The sequence below is a fragment of the Janthinobacterium glycogeni genome (assembly GCF_051380725.1).
In the GTDB taxonomy this organism is placed as follows: Bacteria; Pseudomonadota; Gammaproteobacteria; order Burkholderiales; family Burkholderiaceae_D; genus Janthinobacterium.
In genome coordinates, this window is the sequence record NZ_JBNYXP010000013.1 from 88220 (window position 1) to 113071 (window position 24852).

20 protein-coding genes are annotated in these 24852 nt (G+C 65.5%); 3 read left to right on the forward strand and 17 right to left on the reverse strand.

Going from position 1 to position 24852, the window contains the following annotated elements:
- Positions 1-180 precede the first annotated feature (180 nt).
- The 16 genes from ACQ4W4_RS23745 to ybaK form a co-directional block, all read right to left on the reverse strand.
- The gene (locus tag ACQ4W4_RS23745; RefSeq protein WP_436544045.1) at positions 181-1299 is read right to left on the reverse strand and encodes a fatty acid desaturase family protein; all 1119 of its coding nucleotides are present in this window, start codon (positions 1297-1299) and stop codon (positions 181-183) included.
- Positions 1296-2411, reverse strand: coding sequence for a sterol desaturase family protein (locus tag ACQ4W4_RS23750; RefSeq protein ID WP_436544046.1), 1116 nt, complete (start codon positions 2409-2411; stop codon positions 1296-1298). The genes ACQ4W4_RS23745 and ACQ4W4_RS23750 overlap by 4 nt, the downstream gene beginning before the upstream one ends.
- Positions 2408-3046 (reverse strand): phosphatase PAP2 family protein, encoded by a 639-nt coding sequence (locus ACQ4W4_RS23755; RefSeq protein WP_436544047.1) that lies wholly within the window; start codon positions 3044-3046, stop codon positions 2408-2410. Before ACQ4W4_RS23755 ends, ACQ4W4_RS23750 begins: the two co-directional genes overlap by 4 nt.
- Entirely contained in the window at positions 3043-4347 is a 1305-nt protein-coding gene (locus ACQ4W4_RS23760) for a F390 synthetase-related protein (protein WP_436544048.1), read from the reverse strand. Before ACQ4W4_RS23760 ends, ACQ4W4_RS23755 begins: the two co-directional genes overlap by 4 nt.
- Positions 4344-5174: an MBL fold metallo-hydrolase gene (locus ACQ4W4_RS23765; protein ID WP_436544049.1), complete on the reverse strand. Its 831-nt coding sequence runs from the start codon at positions 5172-5174 to the stop codon at positions 4344-4346. Before ACQ4W4_RS23765 ends, ACQ4W4_RS23760 begins: the two co-directional genes overlap by 4 nt.
- On the reverse strand, positions 5167-6204 hold the full coding sequence (locus ACQ4W4_RS23770) for an NAD-dependent epimerase/dehydratase family protein (RefSeq protein ID WP_436544050.1): 1038 nt from the start codon (positions 6202-6204) through the stop codon (positions 5167-5169). The genes ACQ4W4_RS23765 and ACQ4W4_RS23770 overlap by 8 nt, the downstream gene beginning before the upstream one ends.
- A 10-nt stretch (positions 6205-6214) precedes the next feature.
- Entirely contained in the window at positions 6215-7195 is a 981-nt protein-coding gene (locus ACQ4W4_RS23775) for a 3-oxoacyl-[acyl-carrier-protein] synthase III C-terminal domain-containing protein (RefSeq protein ID WP_436544051.1), read from the reverse strand.
- Between the two features lie 32 nt (positions 7196-7227).
- Positions 7228-8136, reverse strand: coding sequence for an ion transporter (locus tag ACQ4W4_RS23780; RefSeq protein WP_436544052.1), 909 nt, complete (start codon positions 8134-8136; stop codon positions 7228-7230).
- An 81-nt stretch (positions 8137-8217) separates the two neighbouring features.
- Positions 8218-9969, reverse strand: coding sequence for a cation:proton antiporter domain-containing protein (locus ACQ4W4_RS23785; protein ID WP_436544053.1), 1752 nt, complete (start codon positions 9967-9969; stop codon positions 8218-8220).
- Between the two features lie 106 nt (positions 9970-10075).
- Positions 10076-11317: a metal-dependent hydrolase gene (locus tag ACQ4W4_RS23790; RefSeq protein WP_436544054.1), complete on the reverse strand. Its 1242-nt coding sequence runs from the start codon at positions 11315-11317 to the stop codon at positions 10076-10078.
- A 53-nt stretch (positions 11318-11370) separates the two neighbouring features.
- Positions 11371-13032 carry a GDYXXLXY domain-containing protein gene (locus ACQ4W4_RS23795; protein ID WP_436544055.1) on the reverse strand — a complete coding sequence of 554 codons (1662 nt, stop codon included), beginning with the start codon at positions 13030-13032 and terminating at the stop codon, positions 11371-11373.
- Complete coding sequence (locus ACQ4W4_RS23800) at positions 13029-13991, reverse strand: DUF2157 domain-containing protein (RefSeq protein WP_436544056.1); 963 nt, start codon at positions 13989-13991, stop codon at positions 13029-13031. Before ACQ4W4_RS23800 ends, ACQ4W4_RS23795 begins: the two co-directional genes overlap by 4 nt.
- Before the next feature lie 48 nt (positions 13992-14039).
- Positions 14040-14330: a DUF427 domain-containing protein gene (locus tag ACQ4W4_RS23805; RefSeq protein WP_436544057.1), complete on the reverse strand. Its 291-nt coding sequence runs from the start codon at positions 14328-14330 to the stop codon at positions 14040-14042.
- Positions 14331-14400: 70 nt separating this feature from the next.
- Positions 14401-15066, reverse strand: a complete 666-nt coding sequence (locus tag ACQ4W4_RS23810) for a DsbA family oxidoreductase (protein ID WP_436544058.1) — start codon at positions 15064-15066, stop codon at positions 14401-14403.
- A gap of 89 nt (positions 15067-15155) precedes the next feature.
- Positions 15156-15800, reverse strand: a complete 645-nt coding sequence (plsY, locus tag ACQ4W4_RS23815; protein ID WP_436544059.1) for a glycerol-3-phosphate 1-O-acyltransferase PlsY — start codon at positions 15798-15800, stop codon at positions 15156-15158.
- Positions 15801-15897: 97 nt separating this feature from the next.
- Positions 15898-16389, reverse strand: coding sequence for a Cys-tRNA(Pro) deacylase (gene ybaK, locus ACQ4W4_RS23820; RefSeq protein WP_436544060.1), 492 nt, complete (start codon positions 16387-16389; stop codon positions 15898-15900).
- Between the two features lie 37 nt (positions 16390-16426).
- Between ybaK and ACQ4W4_RS23825 the strand changes: the two genes are divergently transcribed.
- Entirely contained in the window at positions 16427-17404 is a 978-nt protein-coding gene (locus tag ACQ4W4_RS23825; protein WP_436544061.1) for an endonuclease/exonuclease/phosphatase family protein, read from the forward strand.
- Here the strand turns inward: ACQ4W4_RS23825 and ACQ4W4_RS23830 are convergent.
- The gene (locus ACQ4W4_RS23830) at positions 17401-19923 is read right to left on the reverse strand and encodes a sensor domain-containing protein (RefSeq protein ID WP_436544062.1); all 2523 of its coding nucleotides are present in this window, start codon (positions 19921-19923) and stop codon (positions 17401-17403) included. The genes ACQ4W4_RS23825 and ACQ4W4_RS23830 overlap by 4 nt on opposite strands.
- Positions 19924-20313: 390 nt before the next feature.
- Here ACQ4W4_RS23830 and ACQ4W4_RS23835 point away from each other — a divergent pair, with 390 nt between their 5' ends.
- On the forward strand, positions 20314-21555 hold the full coding sequence (locus ACQ4W4_RS23835) for an efflux RND transporter periplasmic adaptor subunit (RefSeq protein WP_436544063.1): 1242 nt from the start codon (positions 20314-20316) through the stop codon (positions 21553-21555).
- Between the two features lie 3 nt (positions 21556-21558).
- Positions 21559-24684: an efflux RND transporter permease subunit gene (locus tag ACQ4W4_RS23840; RefSeq protein WP_436544064.1), complete on the forward strand. Its 3126-nt coding sequence runs from the start codon at positions 21559-21561 to the stop codon at positions 24682-24684.
- The last annotated feature ends 168 nt before the right edge of the window (positions 24685-24852 follow it).

Consider the following 24852-nt stretch of genomic DNA (forward strand, 5'->3'; position numbering starts at 1 on the left):
CTCCGCGTCGCGCTTTGCGGTCTGCGATGCTCACTGTGCTCACGCACAGCTGCGCTTCTCGGCCACAAATCACTGCCGCTCGCTACGGTTCTGTTAGACGTTCTTGATTCCATGATTTTCTCTTATTTCTGTCGTTACAGAAATGTAAGACGAAACGGAAACCGAGTCAAGCGCGATTCGTCAGGGCTTTGCCGGTGGCTGCCCCATGGCGCGCAGGAACGCTTGCTGCGAGGCGTGCAGCTGGCCGTAACCGAGCTCGCGGTAGACGAGGCCGTGGCGCGGCGCCAGTTCGGCGAGGATGCGCGCCAGCGCAGGGTAGTGGCGGTGGCTCCAGGTGGGGAACAGATGGTGCGTCAGGTGCAGATTCAGGCCGCCGAGCCAGTAGCCGAGCCAGCGCAGCGCGCGCGGCTTCGGCGTCCAGTCGCAGGCCGTGTAAAACGTGTGCTGGTACCAATCGTGCGGCAAGGTGCCGTCTTGCCCCGGCTGGAAAAACTCGACTTCAGCCCAGTGCGTGCCGAGGATCAGCGCCACCAGCGCGCACGAGGCGAGCATCTGGCCCAGGAAATACGCGCCCAGCACCACGCCCCAGCCGATACCGTGCTGCTGCAGCACCCACATGGGCAGCGCCAGCACCAGCGCCACGTGGCCCAGCTTCCAGCCCAGGAACGACAGCCAGCCGCGCCAGCCCCGCAGGCGGCTGTGCGCGGCCACGGGCGTCTTGCCGAAGCGGTCCAGCCAGTCGCCATACCAGTTCAAATACGGCAGCGACAGGGCCGCCACCACGGGCCAGTACAGGTATTGATAGCGGTACTGGGGCGACCAGCTTTGGAACGGCGTCTGGCGCAGGAAGGGGTTCGGTTCCGTGTCCAGGTCATAGCCTTCCACGTTCGCATAGGTATGGTGGAAGTGCACGTGGCGGATGGTCCAGAAATCCGTATCCACGCCGACGGGCATGCCCACCAGGCGGATCAGCATGCGGTTCAGGCGTCCCTGGCGGAAGACGGCGCTGTGGGCCGCATCGTGCAGGGTATTCATGGCCAGCGCCATGGCCGCGACCAGGCAAGCCACATAGCTGGCGACAAACGGCCAGGTGCTGTCGGCGCTCAAGGCCAGCGCATACAGCCCCGCCGCCAGCGCGGCCAGGAAGATGGTCTTCGCATGCAGGCGCCAGTCGCCGAAGCGGTGTTTTCCTTCGGCTGCCAGGTAGGCGTCGGCGCGCGCGCGCAGTTCGCGGCGGAAGGCGGAATCGCGGGCAGGCTGGAAGCGCAGCGGCGGCAACGAAGGTACAGGCTGCGTCACGCGCGCGTCCCCGCCGCTGCCGGCCACCACAGGCGGCGCGCGCCGTCGAGGCCATGCGCCAGCAACGCGGCCAGGAACACCATGCCCCACGCATCGCGCGCGCCATACCAGCCGAGGAACAGCAGCGGCATGGCCACGGCGATGGCGACCCAGGCGATGGCGCCCCAGCGGCGCGCATCCGACAGGCCGCCCAGCGCCAGCGTGCCGCCGAAGATCAGCGCGAACAGGATCGCTTGCTGCGCGCCGGCCAGCACCGCTTCATGGTTGACGTAATAGATCACCAGGCCAAACAGGATCACGCCGCCGACGCCGATGAACAGTTCGGGCACCTCGAACGTGCCGCGCGACTGCCAGTGGGGAAAGCGCGCGCGCAGCCACTTGAACAGCTTGCCGTTGCTGGCCAGGAGCGGATTGTGCGTGGGCGTCATGCCCTTCACGCCATAGCGCATTTCCACGCCCTCGAGTTCCGGCTGGAAGCTGCCGAACAGCCTGTCCCACAGCAGCAGGGTGCCGCCGAAATTGCGGTTGATATAGCGCTTGTCCGTGCCATGGTGCACGCGGTGGTGCGACGGCGTGACCATGAAGCTATCGAGAATGCCGGACTTGTTCACCAGCGCATTGTGGTTGTAGAACTGCACCGTGTAATGCAGCGACGAGACGACAAGGAAGATTTCCAGCGGCACGCCCAGCACGGCCAGGATGGCGATGAAGGGGAAATTCGTCAGCGACGAATACCAGGAATTGCGCACGCCCAGCGACAGGTTGAAATGCTCGCCCTGGTGGTGCACCACGTGCACGGCCCACAGCAAGGGAATCTTATGGTGCAGCCGGTGCATCCAGTAAAAGCACAGGTCCCAGGCAAAAAAGGCGAAGACCCACTGCGCGGCCACGGGCCACTGGTCGACGATGTGCAGGTTCACATGGCGCAGCAGCAGGGCAAACGCCGCCACTTCCACACCGCGGAACACCCACATTAATATGTGGCCGGAATTGAGGTTGAAGATCACGTCCTTCCACGGCACGGGGGTCTTGCGTACCCATTTGAGGATCAGCAGTTCGGCCAGCACAAAGGCCAGCATGATCAGGAATGACAGGGCAAAGGGATTCATCATGGTGCGGTTTTGATGGAAACGGCGCGGCGGGCAGCCAAGGATACCTGCATTTTCGCCAGCATGCCGCCAGCGATGCCGACAGCCAGGCCGGCGGCCAGATCGATGCTCACGTGCCGGCGCAGCGCGATGATGGCGTAGCAGATGGCCACGCCCAGCATCACGGCCAGCGCGGAGCGCAGCAGGTGGCGCCTGTCGCACAAGGCCCACACGCACAGCAGGGTCAATGCGCCATGCAGCGAGGGCAGGCAGTTTTGCGTGGAGTCCGCCGCCTGCAGCATGCGCAGCGCCTGCGTGCTCCAGGCGCTGCCGTCGGCCACGGGCGGATACGCGAGCGTGGTCGGATACAGCAGGAAGACCACGCCGCAGGCCAGCGCGGAGAGCGCCATGGCGCGCGCCAGCCAGCGCACGCGGGCCGCATCGGCCGCCAGGTAGGCGTAGGGAATCAGGATGAAGAAGGACAGGTACAGCCAGATGGCGGCGTCCGTGTAGGGGATGGCGCGGTCGATGGCCGTCTCGGGCAGCAGCACGCCCTGGCCTTGCAGCAGGTCGCTGGAAAAATACACGAGGCCGACGCTGCCCCAGCCGGCCAGCAGGTGCAGCAGGCGGCCGCGTACGGTCATGGAAGAAGGATTCATGCGGTCGCAAGGCGCCGGATGCGGCGCCGTTTCATGGTGGGGTCAAAGGGAGGCAGGTCGCCGCTCACCGTCCAGGCCAGGCCGTCGACGGCCACGCCCAGGCCGCGCAGCACCGCTGTCAGGTGCGCGCGCAGGGCGGCCAGGCCGGCGTCGTCGAGGGCCGCGTGCAGCTGCAAGGCATTGTCGCCCGACTGCAGCAGGCGGTAATCGGCATCCGCCGGCAAGGCTTGCGCGAACGCGCGCGTCAGCACGTCGGCAAACACGGCGACAGGGGCGCCGCCGTCCGCCGACGGCAAGGATGGCAAGAACAGCATGTCGTCGCAGCGTCCTTCGATGCCGTCGATGGCGCGCGTGGCGCGGCCGCACGGGCATGGCGTTGCGCGCGCGAGCAAAATATCGTCGAGGCGATAGCGCACGATGGGCTGCGTGATGCGGGTAAAGTCCGTAATCACGGGCACGAAGCGACGTTGTTCGTCGTCCAGCCACTGCGGCTCGATGTGCACGTATTCCTCGTTCAGGTGCAGCACGCCGTGTTCGCAGCTGCTGGCGAGGAAACCCTCGGTGGCCTGGTAGATTTCATGCACGGCGCCGAACGCCTGCACGATCAGCGCGCGGTCCTGGGCTTCGAGCACTTCGGCCACCGAGATGACTTTTTTCGGCGCCAGCGCCAGGCTGCCATCGATGACGCGCAAGGCCAGCTGGCGCAGCACCTGGGCCGGCGCGACGATGACGGAGGGTTGATAGCGCGCCAGCTGCGCGCACAGGCTGTCGAACGGTGCGAACAAGTCGTAAAAGGCAAAGGTCAGCCACGGCGAGCGCACGGCCGTGTACAGATTGCTGTTCGCGCGCAGGAACAGCGCCACCTTTTCGCCGGAAAACAGGCCCTCGGGCAGCGCCTTGGCCAGCATCACGCCCGCCCATTGCGCCTTTTCGCGGGGGCTGACGGTAAACACGGCGCGCCGCGACGAGGTGCCCGACGACAGGCCCACCGTGATGTCGCCCACGGCCGGCGTGAAGTCGCGGCTCTGCTCGGCCGCCATGGCCGCGTCCATCGCCTGCGCCAAAGTCACCCCCTCGGTGTTCATGGCATCGAAATGCTCGAGCATCAGCGCCTTGTTCATCGTCGGCCACTGCGCCAGGGGCAGATCGCGGTACGCGGCGAAGTAGCGGCTGCGCGCGCACAGGGTGTCGATGAAGCGCGCCAGCTGCTTGCGCTGGTAGGCGTCGAGCTGCGCGCGGCTTGTGAAACGCAGGCGGCGCGTGCGCCAGTACGACAGCAACAGCCAGAAAATACGCTTCACGGGCGGCCCGTCACAGGAACATAGTCCGCCGTGTCTTCATGAGTGATGCGGATCCGCGCATTGCCCGACTGGTGCAGCTGGTGCAGCCGGTTCAGGGTGGCGTAGTACGGCGCGCGCTTGTGCTGGATGAGGAAGGACAGTTCGGACGGTCCGCGCAGCTGCTGGAAGCTTTCCGGCACCCAGGCAGCGTCCGACGCCAGCAGGGTCCAGCCTTCGTCCTGCAGCACGAAGGCGCCCAGATGGCCGATGGCGTGGCCGGGCAGGTCGACGATGTAGATTTCGCCCGTGCCGCTGACGTCGCGCCCGTGCGTGAATGGCAGCAGGGCCGCCGGCAAGGCCGTCTCGGGCACGCTTTCCACGAAATCCAGGCGATCAGAAATATCGTTCGGCAGCAGTTCGGGCACGAAGGCCTGGCGCACGGCGGCCACGCCGGACAGTCCCCGCACGGCGTCCCAGCCCGTTTTGGAGGCCATCAGCCGCGCGCCGGGAAAATCGCGCAGGCCGGCGATATGGTCGGCGTGGAAGTGCGACAGCAGCAAGGTGTGGATGTCGCCGGGCGATACGCCATGCGCGCGAAGCTGGCCCTGCAGCGATTCCTGCTCGTCGAAGGAAATCGGCGTCACCCACGCGTACATGCGGTAGACGCCTTTCGACGTGGCGGCGCGGAAGTGTTCGGCGTAGCCCGTGTCCCACAGGTACAGGCCCGCGCGCGTTTCGATCAGGTAGGCGCGCGAGGGGAAGCAGCGGCTGGACAGTCCGCTGCCTTTCAAGACCATGCACGAAGGATGGGTGCAGTGGCCGACGCGAAACGCGGTGATGCTAGCCATTGCGCTCCTTGCCCACCTTGTGCGCCGCCGCTTCCTGGCGCATCCACTGCGCCGTGCGGGCGATGCCGTCCTGCAGGCTGACGACGGGACGGTAGCCGAGCACCTTGCGCGCCTTGGCGCTGTCGAGCGTCATGTCGAAACTGAGCGCACCGATGCTGTAGGGCGTGAGCGACGGTTCGCGGCGCGTGAAGCGCGAGGCGAACTGCATCAAGCGCGCCACCAGCGCCAGCACGCGGTAAGGCACGCTGACGATCTCGAACGGCTGCTGCAGATGGTCGCGGAACAGGCTGCGCAAGATGTCGCACAGGCGCGCCGGCTCGCCATTCGTGATGTTGAAGGCGGCGCCCGAAGCGATAGTCTTGTGCACGGTGGCCAGCCACATCGCATGCACGACATTGTCGACATAGGTGACGTCGATGGTGGCCGCGCCGCCGTTGGGCAGCGGCAGCTTGCCGCCGCGCTCCTGCAGCACGCGCGCCAGGCGCGGGATCAGCACCTGGTCGTGCGGGCCGAAGATGGCGCGCGGGCGCAGGATCACGCACGTCATGCCGCGGTGGCGGTCGACGCACTCCTGCACCAGTTTTTCCGCCATCGCCTTGCTGCGCGCATACGCGTTGACAAAAGAATCGGGGCGGAAGGTTTCCGGCACCTCGTAGCGGTTGCGGTAATCGAAATAGATGGCCGGGGTGGAGATATGCACGAAGCGCGCCACGTGCAGGCTGGCGGCCGCGCGCAACAGCTGGGCCGTGGCCGTGACGTTGGCGGCGATGAAGTCGCGTTCCGCGCCCCAGGGCGACGACAGCGCGGCGCAGTGCCAGACGGCGTCCATGCCGCGCACCAGCTCGTCGACCTGGCGCGGCGTGGCCTGCGCCAGGTCGAGCACCACGAATTGCGCGCCCATGCGTTCGAGTTCGCGGCCCACGGCGGCGTTGCGGCCCGTGGCGCGCACTTCCACGCCTTGCGCCAGCAGGGTGCGCACGGCATTGCGCCCCAGACCGCCCGTCGCTCCCGTGACCAATATCCGCCTCATCGCACCACCTTCACAGGTCAAGAATCATGCCGCCGATGGTCAGGCCCGCGGCCGTCCCCATCATCAGCAATCGCTGGCCTGCCACGGCCCGCCCCGTCATCACCGCCTCGTGCAGGGCGGTGGGCAGGGACGCGGCCACCTGGTTGCCATGCGTTTCAAAGATCTTGATGATTTTAGCATCGGGGACGTCGAGGATGCGCGCCGCATGCGCGAGGCCCAGCGGGCTGGCCTGATGGGGCACGACCACGTCGATTTTTTCCAGTCCCGCGCCCGATTCCTGCATGAGTTCCGCCAGGAAATCCGGCATCACCTTGACGGCCAGGCGGAACACGGCCTTGCCATCCATGCGGAACAGGTAGTCGCCCGGTTCGCAGCCGTTGCGCGGGTTGCGCTCGGTGCCGCCGCCGCGGATTTCGCAGTAGCGCCGCCCTTCCGGATACGTGCCCATCTTGTAAGCGCGGATGCCGGCGCTGCCGTCGCCCTGCTCGACGATGACGGCGGCGGCGCCGTCGCCAAAGATCATCGACGCTTCCGGCTCGCTCCAGTCAACGCCGCGCGAAGCGAGGTCGGATGAAACGATGGCAATGCGCCGGTAGGCGCCGCCGGCCAGCATCGAGGCGGCCACGCGGAAGGCGGCCATGAAACTGAGGCAGCTGGCGTTGACGTCGAAGCTTTGCGTGCCTGGCGGCAAGCCCGCGTGTTCGGCCACGAAGCAGGCCGTGTTCGGCAATGCCTGTTCTGGCACGCCGTTGGCGCAGATCAGGAGGTCGATGTCGGCCGGACGCAGGCTGGCGTTCTTCAGCGCGTCGAGCAGGGCGGCGGCGCCCAGCTGGCTTTGCGACTCATCGGGCGCAGCGACAAAGCGCGACAGCACGCCGCTCTTGCGCAGGGTAAAGCCGGCCGGATGACCCAATGTCAGGTCCAGGCTGGCGGAAGTCACACTATGCGACGGCACGGCTTTGCCCGTCGCGATCAGGCGAACTGGAATCATGTTGGCCTTAACAGAGTAAATATGGTGATGAATTAATCACGTGCCAGCGGCGGCAATGCAACACCGCAGTTCTTGCAGAAATTGGCATCGTCATCGAGCCCTTCTTTCAGGCACGTGGGACAGGTACGCGTGGTGACCAGCTTGGAACTGCGCTGCACCGTCATTTCGGCACTGATAATGCCGGTAGGCACTGCCAGGATGCCCCAGCCGAGCAGCATCATCAGCGAAGCGATGGTGCGCCCGATATCGGTGCGCGGCGTGATATCGCCGAACCCGACGGTAGTCATGGTGCTGATGGCCCAGTAGATCGACGTGGGGATACTGCTGTAACCGTTATCGGGCCCTTCCACGACGTACATCACAGTACCCAGCAGAAAGACCACCATCATGACAAACGATAAAAAGATGAGGATCTTGCGCCGGCTGGCCAGCAAGGCCCGCCCCAGCACCGTGTATTCATGCACATACGACGTGAGCTTGAGGATACGAAACATGCGCAGCAGGCGCAAAATGCGCACGTCGATCAGCACGTGCGCGCCCGGCAGCAGCAAGCCGATGTAGGTCGGCACGATGGCCAGCAAGTCGATGATGCCGAAAAAACTCTTCGCGTAACGCACCGGATGCCGCAGGCACGACAGGCGGGCGACATATTCGATGGTAAATAAAATGGTGAAAAACCACTCCAGCGCCGTCAGCCAGACGCCATAGCGCTCGGCCACGGAGGCGACACTGCTGAGCACGACCACCGTCACGCTGACCAGGATGGCGGCGATCAGCAGCAAGTCGAAGGCGCGGCCCGTGCGCGTTTCCGCCTCGAAAATGACGGTGTACACCTGTTCGCGCCAGCCCCGCTCGGGCTTGCCATATTTTTGCTGCGTTTCCTGCGCCGCCAGTTGCTGCGGCGTCAGGGGTGCCGCACCGCTCTTCGTCGCGGCTTTCATGTGGTGAGTGTGCTCATATACTATTATTGTATAGATAATTGACAAAGCACGGCGACACGCACGATTGCAATAAGGTTTGCGCTACGCCAACTTCTTCGCCAGCAACACGGCATTGCGCCGGTCGCGCTCCGCCTGCACGATGTCAGTCGTGCGCGCTTCCGACAGGCCCACCGTGTGCAGCACGGTGGCCGTCAGCTGCAGCGCCGACTCCAGCGCCTCGGGCACGACCAGGGTGGCGCCCGCCTGGATCAGAGCCACCGCATGCGCCTCGTCGCGGGCCCGCGCATACACGGGCAACTGCGGATATTCGCGGCGGATCGATTTCACGGCATGCAGCACGGACGCCGCATGGTCCATCGTCAGCACGACGGCGGCGGCCCGGTCCGCATTCACCTTTTGCAACAGTTCCGCGCGCGACGCATCGCCGAAATACACGGGAAAGCCGCGCGGATGCAGGGTCGTCACCAGCCGCGCGTCATTTTCAATCGCCACATAGGCGATATCCTGCTCCGTCAGCACCTTGGCCAGCAACTGCCCCACCCGGCCGAAACCGGCGATGATGACGGTGCTGCCCTGCGGCGGCAGCGCGCCGTGCGCCAGGTCGGCCAGCTGATGGTGGTGGCGCTGTTCCCACCAGTTGCCGAAGGCGCGCGCCGCCTTGGCCAGCGCCGGCGTGGCGAACAGGCTCAGCCCCACCACCAGCATGACGAACTGCGCCACCTGCGGGCCGATTAACTTGGTACCGAGCGCATACGCGACGACGATGAAGGCGAATTCGCCGCCCTGCCCCAGCAGCACGCCCGTTTCCACGGCGCGTCCCCAGTGAAAGCCGCCGATGCGGAAAATCACGCCGATGACGAGGGTTTTCAAGGCAAACAGGCTCAGCACGGCCAGGGGAATCAAGACGGGCGACTTGAGGATTTCGCGCACGTCGATCTGCATGCCCACCGACATGAAGAACAGGCCCATCAGCAAGCCCTTGAAGGGCTCTATCGTCACTTCCACTTCATGGCGAAATTCCGTTTCCGCCAGCAGCAGGCCGGCCAGCAGGGCGCCCAGCGCCATCGACAGGCCCGCCAGATAGGTCAGGCCCGCGATGCCCAGGGTGCTGAGCAGGGTCAAGGCCATGAACACGTCGGGCTGGCGTTTCTTGACGAAAAACTGGAACAGAGGGCGAATCACGCGGCGTCCCAGCAGGTAGATCAGCAAAATGGCGCCGGCCGATTTCACGGCCGCAAAGCTGAGCAGGTAGGCCAGGTCGTCGCTGCGCCCGCTGGCGAACACGTCGATCAGGATGAACAGCGGCACCACCATCAGATCCTGGAACATCAGAATGGAAAAGCCCGCCTGGCCGGCCGGCGTCTGCAGGGAACGCTGGTCCGTGAGCAGCTGCATCACCACGGCCGTCGACGACAGCGACAGCACCAGGCCCAGCACGATGGACGCTTCCAGCGACAAGCCGAAGTAATACGCGACGCCGCCGATCAGGCAGGCGCTGACGGCCACCTGCCCCACGCCCGCACCGAACACCCAGCGCCGCAGCGCCCACAGCCGTTCCGTCGACAGTTCCAGGCCGATCATGAACATCAAAAACATCACGCCCAGCTCGGCCAGGCCGCTGACCTGCTCGGCGCGCACGAACGAAAAATACGTCAGCCACGGGAAGTCGCCGGCCCACAGACCGAAGCCGAACGGGCCGAACAGGGCGCCCACGGCCAGGAAGCCGAGCACCTGGTTGACTTTCAGACGTTGCAATAGCGGAATAAAAATCCCCGCCAGGGCGAGAAACAGCAGGGTTTCCCGCAAATACGGTAAGGCGTGTTGCTCTTCCAAAATAGTCCTAACTCAATGGTATCCATGCCGAATTGATAATTGTCGCATGCTGGGCGACAGAGAAGTAAGTGCACACGTGATATTTTTCCACAAGGCAACAAATACGCTACGGGCGCGCCGCTGGCGGCGCCAGCATGTCGGCGCGTGGGCGGTCCCAGCCCGGCACATAGGCGGGACACGGCCTGCCACGGAACTGTTGCAGCTCGACGGTCGTAAAATTGGGCAGCAAGCCGGGGTTGAAGCGCACGTCCGTCAGCTTGTCCGCGTTCAAGCGGGGCATGCGGGCAAAGCGGAACCAGGCGTCGACATAGCAATTGTCTTCCTGCAGCGCACGCAAGGCGGCCAGGCTGCCCGCCGCCTTGGCGGAGACGGCAATGCCGGGCGCCAGTTGCTGTTCGCGCTTGCCCGTCTCGGCCAGCCCCGCCGGGCAGGCCGCGGGCGCCAGCGATGCGGGCAGCAGGCTCAGGGTGCCGCGCCGCAAGGTGTACACGTCCGTCTTGCTGTCGAGCGAGACATAGATCCAGCACAGGGGGTTGCTGGGAAACGCCGTCATCGCCACATCCCACACGCGCGTGCCGGGATCGAGCCGTTGCACGGCCGCCTCGATGCGCGTACGGCCGAGGGCCGAGGCCACGCCCTGCGTGCCGATAAACGTGGCGGCCAGCGCGAAGGCCAGCAGCAGCGCCCCCCGCCCTCGCTCGCCAGCCCGTCCCTGCAGCACGGCCAGCACCGCGCCCAGCCCCAGCAAGACGGCCAGCGAGGCGGGCGCCAGATAGGTCTTATAGGTAAAGAAGCACAGGGCCGCCGCCAGCCCCGCCAGCAGTACGCTTTTGACGATGCCGTAACGCAAGGACATGATCACGGGAACGCCCAGCAGCACCCAAAACATGGGTTCGACAATGAAGACCATGTCGCCATACAGCCAGCGGCTATCGAACGGATAGAACGGGTGCAAGCCATAGGAATTGAGAAAATCCATGCCCATGTGCAAGCAGAATCCCAGCAGCAGACACGCCGCCAGGCCGATGCGGGCGGGCATGCTTTCCTTGAGCAAGCGCCGTGCGCCGGGCCACAGCAGCCACAGCAGGGCCAGCAACAGCAGCGCCTGCGGCAAGGCCAGCAGCAAGGTATGCGTATGGCCGCGGTGGTGCAGCATGTAGCCGAAGGGGCGCGGCAGCAGCTTGGTCAGCACCAGATCGAGGTCGGGCGCGTTGCTGGCAAACCAGGCCGTAAACAGAAACAGCGCGCGCCGGGTGCGCTGTGCGGGGGCTTGCGGCTCGGGCGGCAGGCTGCGATGTACCAGTTCGCCGACACCGAGGCCGATGACCGAATGTGTAATATTATCCATCGGGCAATTTTACAGGATGACCGCCCCGGTGCGCTGTCGCGCGACTACTTGCGCTACAGTTTTTCCAGCTGCTCGCCGCGCATGCCCACCAGCAAGGCGCGGCCATCGGGCAGCACGCGGAACTCGCCATAGCGGGCCTTCTCCCAGCGCGCCGCCTCGCCTTCCTTGAAGAACCAGGCATCGCTGACCAGCACCCAATTGCCATCCTTCGGCGTCAGTTCGAGCAGGAATTCGCCGGGCGCCAGCGCCTCTCTGGTGTACGGGCGCAGCAATTCGGCCACGCCGCGCGCATCGCGCCGGGCTACCACGAAGGGCCGGCCGGGCGCCCGCTCCACGCTGGCCAGGGTGGACAGGACGCCCAGGTTGACGAAATTGAGGCGCATGTAATCGCCCTGCATCAGCGAACGGGGATCGACGGGTTCCAGCGCCACGAAGATGGCCTCGCCCTTGGCGATCAGCTGCTCTTTCTGCCAGATGCCGCCGTTGGCGACCAGCAGCACCAGCAGCAATCCGCCCAGCACGCCCAGTCGCGCCGCGCGATATTCGGCCGCCACGCCCGGTGGTTTGTTTTCCACCAGGTGCAGCACGGCGCCGCGCGTGGCCAGCCACGACAGGGCACACAACACGGCGCCGGCCACGGCCAGCAGCGCGGCCTTGCTGGCCAGCGGCCAGGCCAGCTGGTAATAAAAACTGCCGATGATCCACGCCGCCGCCAGCGAGGCCGCGACGGCCACGCGCGAACGTCCGCTCGTCACGCAATACGCGAGGATCAGCAGCACGGGCCCCAGCGCCGGCATGAACCACGCCAGCACGATCAGCACCAGCGCCACGCCGATGGCGGGCAACTGGCGCAACGCGGGCCAGCGCCATCCCGTCCAGGCGGCGGCCGCCGCGGCCAGCACGAGCGAGACGCCGTTCAAGGCCTGCGCATACCAGGCAGCGCTCTGGTGCCGGCTCACTTCGCGCGCCACCTCGCCCGTGAAGCCGCCGCCCAATGCACCGCCCAGCATGAAGGTCATGCCGGACCAGAAGACCAGCCCGAGCAAGATGGCCAGGACCCACCCCGTCGACAGCGATTCCAGGAAGGCGGCGATGGGGGCGCCGCGGCCATCGTTGAAGGCTTGCTTCTGCAGCCAGTGGGCCGCCAGCCAGCATGCCAGGGCCAGCATCCACGCCAGATACAGTTGCGTCGGATCGTTGTCGAAGATCCAGTCGCGCGTGCTGTCGACGATGCCCAGCCCCAGCAAGCCGCAGGCGACCAGCCCCAGCAGCACGCGCAGCCAGTCGCGCGGCAAGGCGGCGGCCACCACCAGGCTTGCCAGGCACAGCAGCAGCGACGCCGTCTGCGTGGAATAGTCGCGGTACAAGGCATAGCCGAGCAAGCCGCCGCCCACCAGCAGGCAGGGCACGGCCAGCTGCTCGACAAACAGCGCCACGCCGCGCGTGCGGATCAGCAGCACGGACACCACCAGCACGATGGCAGCCACGACATACGCGCCGGGACCGTGGCGCACGACGCTTTCCAGGCCCACGCCCAGCGCAATCATCAGCGGGATGGCGGCAAGCCAGGCGCCGAAGGCCGTCATCAGCACCAGCGGCCACGGCCGTACATCCTGCACAGGGCGGCTGGCGTTGGGCGGCAACAGGCCGGCGCGCGTGGCGTCGTCGATCAGGGTGGCGAGCGCATCGGCTCGCTGACTGTTCATCTTGCTCATGCCGCCTCCTGGCGCGCGCGCCACAAAATGCCTTGCACGGTCAGCGCCAGCAGTACGGCAGCGACCAATCCCAGCATGATCAGCTTGCCCACATCACTGCCGCCGCCGCCGTTGAACAGCAAGTACATCAATCCTCCCACCAGCAGGGTATTGAGGCCCAGCGCGACGGCGCTCAGGCCGAACACGTCAAAGTAGCGGCGCGTGGCCAGCAGGACAGCGGCGACGGCCAGCAAGCCGAGACCAGCCCAGTACGGCGACCCGACCTCGCTGCCGAACAGGGCACTGACGGCCGTGCCCGTGATGAGGATGGTGGCCAGCACCAGGCCCAGGCGCAAGGCCCAGCTGCCCGCGCCCGTCCAGCGCGCCAGCAGGGGCGAGACAAACGCACAGGCCAGCAGCACGGCCAGCCAGCCGCTGACGAAAATGCTCAGATCGGCCGAATCGATGCGCCAGCTGTGGCGCGCATGCGCCTGCATCCACAGGGCGGCGGCCGTCGACAGTATCAGCATCCACGGCGTCCACAGCACGTCGCTGCGCGCGACAAAACACAGGGGCAAGGCCAGCACGGCCCACAGGGCGAACAGCTGCCACGGATCGGCGCCCGTCTGGTAGGTCTGGCCGAAATACGCGAACAGGCCGCCGATGGCCAGCAAGGCCATCAGCAACAGCGGTATGCGCGCCTTGGGCACGGCGAAGGCGCCCACGCAGGCGGCCGCAAACACGCCTTGCAACAGGGCAAAGCGGCCCATGCGGCCAAGGTCTTCCCAGTTGGCGGCGACCCAGCAGATCAGACCCATGCCCAGCAGCGCGGCGCCCAGCACGGCCACGCCGCGCGGCAGCCAGTAGGCCAGGCGCGCCGGTTCGCGCTGGAAGCCGGCCGCTTCCTGCAACTGCCGGGTCTGCTGGGCATCGAGCGCATGGGCCGAGGCGAGTTGGTACACGGCGAGGCGTAAATCCATCGTCTGCTTTCTGTATCAGGAAATAGGAGAGAAATAGAAGAAGTCGGGTCAGCGCTCGACGCTCACGCCGCGCCAGAAGGCGACGTGGCCGGCAATTTGCTTGGCGGCATCCTTGGGCTGGGAGTAATACCAGGCCGCGTTGGCATTCGTCTGGCCATCGACGACGACATCGTAATAGCTGGCCGTGCCCTTCCACGGGCAGATGCTCGTGTGGCTGCTGGGACGCAGATAGGCCTGCATCACCGCCGACAAAGGAAAATACACATTGTTTTCAACGACTTGCACCTGCGCATCGGTGGCTTGCGCGATGACGGCGCCATTCCAGCTGGCTGTTGGCATTTGACTACCCTCCTTCTGCGCCGAGTGTAGCGCAAAAAGTCCGCCATGGCGCGCGCCATTGGCGCCCCGTTCAGGCGCCGGAGATGATCTGGCGCAAGGCTTGCTCAAACACTTCGGGCGGCTGGCCGCCGGAAATCAGGTGGCGCTCGTTGATGATGACGGCGGGCACGGAATTGATGCCGTTCTGCTGGTAGAAGCGCTCCTGCGCGCGCACCTCGTCCGCATAGGCGCCGGACGCCAGCACCTCGGCCGCTTTCACGGTGTCCAGGCCCACCTTGTCCGCCACGGCCAGCAGCACCTCATGCGAGGACGGATCCTGGCCTTGCGTGAAGTAGGCATCGAACAGCGCCATCTTGAGTTCCTTCTGGCGCCCTTCCAGGGCGGCCCAGTGCAGCAGACGGTGCGCATCGAAGGTGTTGTAGATGCGCCCGCGCTTGTCCATGGCAAAGGTAAAGCCCAGCTGCTCGCCGCGCGCGCGGATCGCTTCGCGCGACTGCGCCATCTGTTCCGGGCTGGAACCGTATTTGCGGGCGATGTGTTCGCCGATATCCTCGCCTTCGGGCGGCATATTGGCGTTCAGCTCGAAGGGCTGGAAATGGATGTCGGCCTGGACGGTGTCTTGCAGCTTGTCCAGCGCCTGTTCCAGCGATTTCAGGCCCACCACGCACCAGGGGCAGGAAACGTCGGAAACGAAGTCGATACGGATGGGAACGGGTGTGGCGGGAGTGGAACTCATGGTGGGCAGCCTTTGCGCGAGTCGGTGGCGGCCGCACCGCGCGGCGCCGCAAGGTTGGGGTCAGACCCGGTGGATCTGACCCCGGCATTTTACTTCTTCTTCACGGGCGCCTTGCCCGCATCCTTCTTGCCGCCGATCTTGCTTTCCTTGCCAGAGAGCAGGTTCGCGATGTTCTGGCTGTGGCGGTAAGCGAGCAGCACGCTCATCACGATGACGGCCAGCAAGATCGGGTCGACGCCGAACAGCAAGCCATAGTAAAACGGCGCGAACAGGGCCGCCACCAGGGCCGCCAGCGAGGAATAGCGGAAGGCATAGGCGATGATCAGCCAGGTGGCCAGGGTTGCCAGGCCCAGCCAGGGATTGATGCCCAGCAGCACACCGAGGGCCGTCGCCACGCCCTTGCCGCCGACGAAGCGGAAGAACACGGGCCACAGATGGCCGAGGAAGACGGCGATGGCCACCAGGGCCACGGCCGTATCGCCCACACCCAGCGCGCCGGCAAAATGGTCGGCCAGGAACACGGCCAGCCAGCCTTTGGCGCCATCGCCCAGCAGGGTCATGATGGCGGCGCCCTTGTTGCCGCTGCGCAGCACGTTGGTGGCGCCCGGATTCTTCGAGCCATAGGTGCGCGGATCGGCGATGCCGTAGACCTTGCTCATCACCACGGCAAACGATATCGAGCCGAGCAAGTAAGCGGCCACTGTCATTGCCACGGTTGTGATTACTGGATTCATTTCTTCCCTTTATTGTGTTTATTGCACCAGCATCGAGGCTGGCGCAGCAGAATATACACCAGCGTCCAGTCCGGGAACAGGGCGGCGTCTGGTTTTCTTAATCTTGCAGCGCGCACTGCACCGGCTTGGCCTTGAGCAAGTCGAGCAAGACCTGCGGCGCCAGCGAGACGAGGAAACCGCGCCGTCCGCCATTGATGTAAATGCGCGGCAAGTCCAGGATCGATTGCTCCACGTACACGGGCATGGTCTTTTTGGTGCCGAACGGCGAGGTGCCGCCGATCATGTAGCCGGAATGGCGCTGCGCCACCTCGGGCTTGCACGGCTCGACGGACTTGCAGCCGATGGCGCGCGCCAGGTTCTTGGTCGACACCTTGCAATCGCCATGCATGAGCACGATCAGCGGCTTGGCCGCCTCGTCCTGCATCACCAGGGTCTTGATCACATCGTGCTCGGGCACGCCCAACTCGCGCGCCGAGACGCTGGTGCCGCCATGCTCTTCGTAGGGATACGGGTGTTCTTCGAAGGAAACCTGGTGCTTGCGCAGCAGCTGCGTCGCCTGGGTTTCGGAAATATGCTCTTTTTTAGCCATGCGTGATACGCTGATCGTTCAGTGAGGAGTGCTAATTATGCAGGAAGAAATTCGCTTTGCCACATTCAATGTCTGCAACCTTGCCCCCGCCGGGGCGAAATTGTATGACAACCTGGAACCGTTGAGTCCGGCGCAATACGAGGCCAAGGCGGAATGGACGGCGCGGCAGATCGACCTGCTCGACGCCGACGTGATCGCTTTCCAGGAAATTTTCTCGCAAACGGCCCTGCGCGACGTGCTGTCGCGCACGCGCCACTACCGCGCAGCCACGCTGGCCGGCTACGATGCGATGGATACTGCCGGACGCATGCTGCCCACGGTGGCGCTCGTATCGCGCCTGCCGCTGGCCGGCGCTGGTGTTGCCTGGGCGAATTTTCCAGCCGGCGTGACCGTGTCCGCCGACAGGCCGGGCGCCGACGACAACGCCTGCCGCTTCGCCCGTGCGCCCCTGCATGTCCAGGTCATCTTGCCGGGCGGACAACTCACCGACGTGGTCGTCGTGCATTTGAAATCGCGCCGGCCCGACTACCGCCATGGCGACGGCAACGATGCCATCGCCTACGCGCTGGCCAACCTGCGCTCGCTGCAGCGGCGCGGCGCGGAAGCCGTGGCCTTGCGCGTGCTGGCAAGCGAACTGGGTCACAGTGGCCGTCCCCGCATCGTGCTGGGCGACTTCAACGACATCGCCAATGCCGTCACCACGGCCATCGTCATGGGCGCCGGCGCGCCGTGCGAACCTGGCATGGAAATGCGCGCGCGCCTGTACGACGCCAACGCCATCCAGCTGCGCCAGGGCGCCTTGCGCCACGCGGGCTACACGAATATTCACGACAGCGCCTACATGACGATCGACCATATCCTCGTGTCCGACCATTTTCATCCTGCCTCGCCGCGCGCCATCGGCGTGCTGCAGGAAGTGACTTATCTCAACGACCATTTGCTGCTGGGCCTGCCGCACGCCTCCGACCATGGCCAGGTGCTGGCACGCATCAAGCTGCTGGGAAACATTCATTAGTTCAATAGTGCCGCCAGCGCGCTGCCCGCGACTTGCGCGCTGGCGTAGCGCCCCTGGTACTGCTGGCAACCCTGGCCCCGCAGATACGCCAGCTGCTGCGCCGTTTCCACGCCTTCGGCGATCACCGTCAACTGCAGCTCGCGCGCCATGGCGATGATGGTGGCGGCCACGGCCGTGTCGGACTCGCCCGCCGCGGCAGGCAGGAAGGACGGGTCGATCTTCAGCTTGTCCACCGGGTAGTGGCGCAGATTGGCCAGGCGCGAATAGCCGGTGCCGAAGTCGTCGATGGCCAGCCTGGCGCCCAGCGCGCGCAATTGCGCCAGCACGCCGGCCAGACGCGCGCCGCCCTTCATCAGCAAGGACTCCGTCACTTCCAGTTCCAGGCTGGCGGCGGGCAAGCCCGACGCGGCCAGCGCGTCTTGCACGCTGAGCAACAAATTATTGTGCAGGCATTGCGCCGGCGACAGATTCACGGCCACGCGCCAGGCATGGCCCGCATCGTGCCAGCCGCGTGCGCGCCGGCAGGCTTGCTGCAGCACCCAGTTGCCAATCGATACCATCAAGCCGCACTCCTCGGCCACGGCGATGAAGCGCTCGGGCGGCAGCAGGCCCAGTTGCGGGTGGCGCCAGCGCAACAGCGCTTCGGCGCCGAGGATCTGCCCGCTGGCCACATCGAGCGCGGGCTGGAATTCGAGCACGAACTCGTCGCGCCCCAGCGCCTCGCGCAAGCCCTGCTCCAGGCTGGCCCGCTCGACGATTTGCGCATTCATCTCGGCATTGAAAAACTGGAAATTGTTGCGCCCGTTTTCCTTGGCGTGGTACATGGCGACATCGGCGTTGTGCACGAGGCTATCGATGCTGTCGCCATCGCTGGGAAAGATGGCCACGCCGATCGAGGTCGACACCTGCAATTCGTATTCGCCCAGCTGATAGGGCTGCGTGACGGCATGCAGCAGGCTGGCCGCCACATGGGCCACCTGGTCGATGCCGCCCACCTCGGCCAGGATGATGACGAACTCGTCGCCGCCATGCCGGCTGACGGTATCGACGCCGCGCACGCAGCGCACGAGGCGCCGCGCCACTTCCTTGAGCAGCAGGTCGCCCACGTGGTGGCCCATGCTGTCATTGATATGCTTGAAGTGGTCGAGGTCCAGGTACAGGACGGCCAGCATGCTCAGCTTGCGCCGCGCCGCCGCCAGGGCCAGCGACAGCCGGTCCAGCAGCAGCACGCGGTTCGGCAAGTCGGTGAGGAAATCGTGCTCGGCCAGGTGGCGCGTGTGTTCCTCGTTTTTCTTGCGCTCGCTGATATCGCTGAGGATGGCCAGGTAATTGCTCAATTGCCCCTGCGGGTCGCGGATGGCCGTCAGCGACAGCCAGGCCGGATAGCGCCCGCCCGCCTTGCGCTGGCCCACGATGTCGCCTTGCCAGTAACCGTTGGCATCGACTTCGTCCCACACGTGGTCGAAAAACGCGGGCACGTCCGCCTCGACGCCGTGCGGGACGAAGGGCTTGCCCAGCATGTCGTCCAGGCTGTAGCCGCTGATCTCGCTGTATGCGGGATTCATGCTGACGACCCGCTGCTGCGGGTCCATCACGACGATGGCGACGCTGGCATGCTCGATGACCTGCATCGACAGGTACAGGGCCCGCTCGGCAAGTTTGCGTGAGGAAATATCGCGGATCACGGCGTAAAACAGATAGGTATGGTCGAGCGTGACGGAGGTGAGCAGCACTTCGCCCCAGAACAGCTGGCCCGTGCATGTCTGATAGCGCCAGTCGTAGCGGCAGTTGCCGTCGGCATGGGCCTGCGCCGCCAGCTGCGTGCCGCGCAACGAGGACAATGCGCCATCGGGCTGGCGCAAGGGTGAAAAGTCGCTGAGGCGGCGCCCCAGCAGCCGTGGCCGGTCTTCGCATTGAAACAAGGCAATGGCGGCCGGATTCGCCTCGGCGATATGCTCGTCGCGCAGCAGCAGAATGGCGTCGGCGGATTTCTCGTACAGCTGGCGGAAATTGTCGCCCATCAGCAGCAGGGCGCCCTGCGCCGCGCCATCCTGGCCGCTGGCCGTGATGTCGACATCGATGCACACCACTTGCCGCACTCTTCCTGACTGGATGACAGGAAACACGGTGGAACAGATGCAGCGCGGCGCGGCGCCGTCGGCGCCGAGCTTCCACAGGCGCATGCCGCGCGCCTTGCCGCTCTCCCACACGGCCGCCAGTTCGTCTGCCCCCTCCTCGGCCAGGCTGGCGGCGTCCGGCAGCGAGGCGGCCACCCTGGCCCACGGCTGGCCCAGCGCCAGCTCGGCCGCCACGCCATACAGACGTGATGCCCCCGCGCTCCAGTAGCGCACGATGCCGTCGCGGTCGATGCCGCGCATGGCCAGGCCCGGTGTCTGTTCGACGGCAGCAACGATGATGGACAGCAAATCGAGCGCCTTGCCGGCCGCCCCCGCCTGCGGTTCGACCGGGGCCAGCAAACGGCCAGGCGACGGGGCGGCTCCGGCAATCCGATCAGACATCAGGCCCCCTGTGGCGCGGCCGCGCGGCAACCGGCGGGCGTGTGGCCTGTCCGGTGGCGCAACCATCCCGACCATTCTTGCGCGCCGGCGAATCGGCTTCTTGAGAAGGCGCAAGCATCGTGACGTGGACGGCGCGCATGCTGGCGGTGGTCTTTGGTCGCCGTTTTTTGCATTCCAGCCCCGATTTTGTGCAATCTGTCGCACGGCGATGGCGGCCGGACTTGAATCTTCCTAAAGTGGCAACATGCGCATCGCCGTGGACGGCCGCAGCGGCAGGCGTGCTGTCTGCGGCCGCCACGGTGATGCGCTACCCGAATTCCCCCGGCCTGCCGCAGGCCGGCCGCACCGAGACCTGGCGCCGAAACCCTGCGCCGCTCCTGAAAAAAACCTATGAAAAACGAGACCCTGCCCCCCGCCTCTCCCCTTGCCGCCACGCGCCGCCGGCGCTGGCGCACGCCCCTCTTGATCCTCGTCGTGCTGGGCCTGGCAGGCGGCGGCTGGACGGTGCTGCAATCGAAGCAGCAAGCGGCCAAGGCTGCGGAACAGCAAGCGAGCAAGAAGAAGGAGCAGGAAAAGACGCCCGTGCATGAACTGGCGCAGGGCGACGTGGCCGCCATCGATGCGCGCGCCCTCAGCATCAGCCTGCCCCTGTCCGGTTCGCTCGCGCCCGTGACCCAGGCCACCATCAAGGCCAAGGTTTCCGGCGTGATCCAGGAAACGACCTTGCAGGAAGGCCAGCAAGTGGCCAACGGGCAAGTCCTCGTGCGCCTGGACGCGGCCGACCTGCGCGCCCGCCTCACGCAGCAGCAAGCCATGCTGGACGAAGCGCAGGCGCGCCTGTCGATGGCGGCCAAGAATGAGGCGAACAGCCAGGCGCTGCTCAAGCAAAAATACATTTCGCAGACGGCCTACGACACGACGCAAAACTCGGTCGACCTGGCGCGCGCCAACGTCAAGTCCGCCGCCGCCATGGTCGACATCGCCCGCATCGCGCTGGCCGATGCGGTGATCCGCGCGCCGATGGCCGGCATCGTCAGCAAGCGCCACCTGCAGGCCGGCGAAAAAGTCTCGCCCGACATGCCCGTCTACACCATCGTCAACCTGGCGCAGCTGACGCTGGAAGCGCCCGTGCCCAGCGCGGACATCCCCCGCATCAAGCTGGGCCAGGACGTGCACTTCAAGGTCGACGGCTTCGGCGCGCGCGACTTCGCCGGCAAGGTCACGCGCATCAACCCCACCACAGAGAGCGGCTCGCGCGCCATGCTCGTCTACATCGCCGTCGACAATGGCGATGGCGCGCTGCGCGGCGGCATGTTCGCCAAGGGCAGCATCGTCACCGAGCGATCAATCGTGGCGCCGCTGGTGCCCTTGACGGCCGTGCGCAATGAAAAGCAGGGCCCCGTCGTGTATGCGCTGGTGGGCAACAAGGTCGTCGCCCAGCCCGTCACCCTGGGCTTGCGCAACGAAGATGAAGGCTACGCCGAGGTCAAGTCCGGCCTGGTGCCGGGCGCGAAAGTCATCGTCGCCAAGCTCGATGGCGTCAAGCCGGGCCACAGCGTGACCTTCGCCGCGCAATCGGCTACGCCCGCCGCCCCCGCCGCGCCGGCAGCCGTGCTGGCACGGAAGGATTAAGCCATGTGGATGACCAAAGTCAGTATTCAAAACCCCGTCTTTGCCACCATGGTCATGGTGGCGCTGGTGGTGCTGGGTATCTTCTCGTACCGGGGCCTGGGCGTGGAAAGCATGCCCAGCGTGCAGTTCCCGTTCGCCGCCATTGAAGTGAACTACCCGGGCGCCTCGCCCGAAGCCGTGGAAAACGACATCACGCGCCCCATCGAGGACGCCGTCAACACCGTCAGCGGCATCAAGACCATCCGCGCCAACTCGTGGGAAGGACGCGCCGGCGTCTACCTGGAATTCGAGCTGTCGACGAACATGGACAAGGCCATGCAGGACTTGCGCGACAAGGTAGCCCTGGTGCGCCCGCGCTTCCCGAAGGAAGCCAAGGACCCGTTCATCGCGCGCGCCGAAGGCGACAACGAGCGTCCCATCGCCACCATCGTGCTGACCTCGACCGGGCATGACCTGCGCTCGCTGTCGACCATGACGGAGCAGATCATCAGCAAGCGCTTCCAGGGCGTGGCCGGCGTGGGCCAGGTCAAGCTGCGCGGCCTGCGCGCGCGCCAGATCCTCATCAGCATGAAGCCGATCGAACTCAATGCCCAGGGCATCGGCGTCGATGAAGTCATCCGCGCCATCCAGGCGACGAATACCAATTTGCCGGCCGGCTCCATCAGCCATGGCGCGGCCGAACAGCTGGTGCGCGTGGAAGGCAAGATCAAGGATGCGCGCGAATTCGGCAAGATCATCGTCGCGCGCCGCGCCGTCGGTCCCGTCTACCTGGACCAGGTGGCCACCGTCGTCGACGGCGAGCAGGAAGAACTGTCGATTTCGCGCATGAACGGCCAGCAGGCCGTGACCATGGAAATCACCAAGGTGCAGGACGCCAACGTGGTCGAAGTGGGCACCGGCATCCTGAAAGTGGCGGCGGACCTGCAAAAGACGCTGCCGCCCGATATCACCCTGCGCGTGCTGGACGATGAGTCGGAACGCGTGCAAAGCCAGCTCAATAACGTCAAGCGCACCATCATCGAAGGCGCCGTGCTGACCATGGTGATCGTCTTCCTGTTCCTGCACTCGTGGCGCTCGACCATCATCACGGGATTGACCCTGCCGATCTCCGTGCTGGCCAGCTTCATCGCCATGAAGGCCTTCGGCTTCACCCTGAACTTTTTGACTCTGATGGCGCTGTCCCTGTGCATCGGCCTCTTGATCGATGACGCCATCGTGGTGCGCGAAAACATCGTGCGCCACCTGGGCATGGGCAAGAACCACTACCAGGCGGCCAACGACGGCACCAATGAAATCGGCCTGGCCGTGATGGCAACCACCTTCGCCATCGTCGCCGTGTTCGTGCCCGTCGCCTTCATGGACGGCATCATCGGCCGCTTCTTCCTGCAGTTCGGCATCACTGTGGCCGTCGCCGTTCTCGTCTCGCTGTTCGTCAGCTTCACGCTCGACCCCATGCTGTCGTCCGTCTGGCGCGATCCCGTCAAGGACCGCTTCAAGTACGCGCCGTGGCTGGGCCGCTTCATGGCCTGGATCGAGACGGGCATCGACCGCCTGCATGTCTGGTACGGCAAGGTGTTGAAAGTGGCCCTGCGCTGGCGCAAAACGACCCTGGCCACGGCCGTGGCGCTGTTCGCGGGCAGCCTGATGCTCGTGCCCATGATCGGCGGCGAGATGTTCCCCGAGACGGACCAGGGCTGGGTCAACCTGCGCTTCAAGACGCCCGTCGGCTCCAGCCTCGAATACACGGACAGCAAAGTGCGCCAGATCGAAACGGCCTTGAAGGAATTTCCCGAGATCGACAGCCTGGTGGCCAATATCGGCACGCCCGATGGGCGCAACGCGGCCGAGGTGAACCTGAAGCTGACGGACATCAAGACGCACAAGCGCCGCTCGCAGCAGGAACTGGAAAAACTGATCCGCGAACGCCTGGCGCCGATCGCCGGCATCACCCTGTCCGTCGGCCAGCGTCCCATCTTCATCGCCATCCTGGGCACGGACGAAGGCAAGCTCGATGCGGTGGCGCACACCCTGATGGACAAGATGCGCAACATCAAGGGCCTGGCCGACATGGAATACAGCCAGGAAGGCGCCAATCCGTCGACCACCGTGAAGATCAACAACGAGCTGGCCAGCGACCTGGGTTTGTCGGTGCAGCAGATCGGCAATGCCTTGCGGCCGTTCGTGGCCGGCGACACGGTCAGCCACTGGCTGGCGTCCGACGGGCAGAACTACGACGTCAACGTGCAGCTGCCCAAATCGGGCCGCCAGAAAGTGGCCGACCTGGCCGACCTGTCGCTCGCGTCGAGCAAGTTCGACGCAAATGGCAAGCCCGTCATGATCCCGCTGCGCCAGGTGGTCGAATTCGTGCCGTCATCGAGCCCGCAGGTGCTCAAACGCCAGGCCTTGCAGCGCCGGGTCGCCATCTATGCGGGCGTGCAGGGCCGCCCTGCCGGCGACGTCGACGCCGACGTGCAGAAGGCCATCAAGTCCATCGACCTGCCGCCGGGCGTGCGCTTCGACGTGGCTGGCAATGCGCAGCAGATGGCCGAAACCATGGGCGGCGCGATGATGGCGCTGGGGATCGCCGTGATCTTCATCTACCTGGTGCTGGCCTCGCAGTTCGGCAGCTTCCTGCAGCCGATCGCCATCATGGTGTCCTTGCCGCTGTCGCTGATCGGCGTGCTGGCCGCGCTGCTGATCACGGGCAGCACCCTGAACATCTTCTCCGTGATCGGCTTCATCATGCTGATGGGCCTGGTCACCAAGAATGCGATTTTGCTGGTCGACTTCACCAACCAGCGTCAGCGCGAGGGCCTGGGGCAGTTCGAGGCGCTGATGGAAGCGGGGCAAGTGCGCCTGCGCCCCATCCTGATGACGACCCTGGCGATGGTGTTCGGCATGCTGCCGATGGCCATCGGCATGGGCGACGGCGGCGAATCGCAGGCGCCGATGGGCCGCGCCGTCATCGGCGGCGTCATCACCTCGACCCTGTTGACCTTGGTGGTGGTGCCCGTCGCCTACACCTATCTCGACAGCCTGGGCAAGCGCGCCGCGCGCTTTTTCGGCGGCGGCGACGACGCGCATGCGCACGCTGAATCCACCGACGATGGCAAAGCACACGCCCACTGATTGACCGGTCGCCTTCACCGTCCCCGCATTGGCGGGGACGACGCGGCGGCTGCCTGAAGAGAGCTTCAGTTGACCAATACGGCACCACTGGCTAGACTGTCCCCGTTATCAATGATATGGAGTGACTCGTGGGTGCTTGTTCCAGTGACAGTAGTCGATTGACCATCG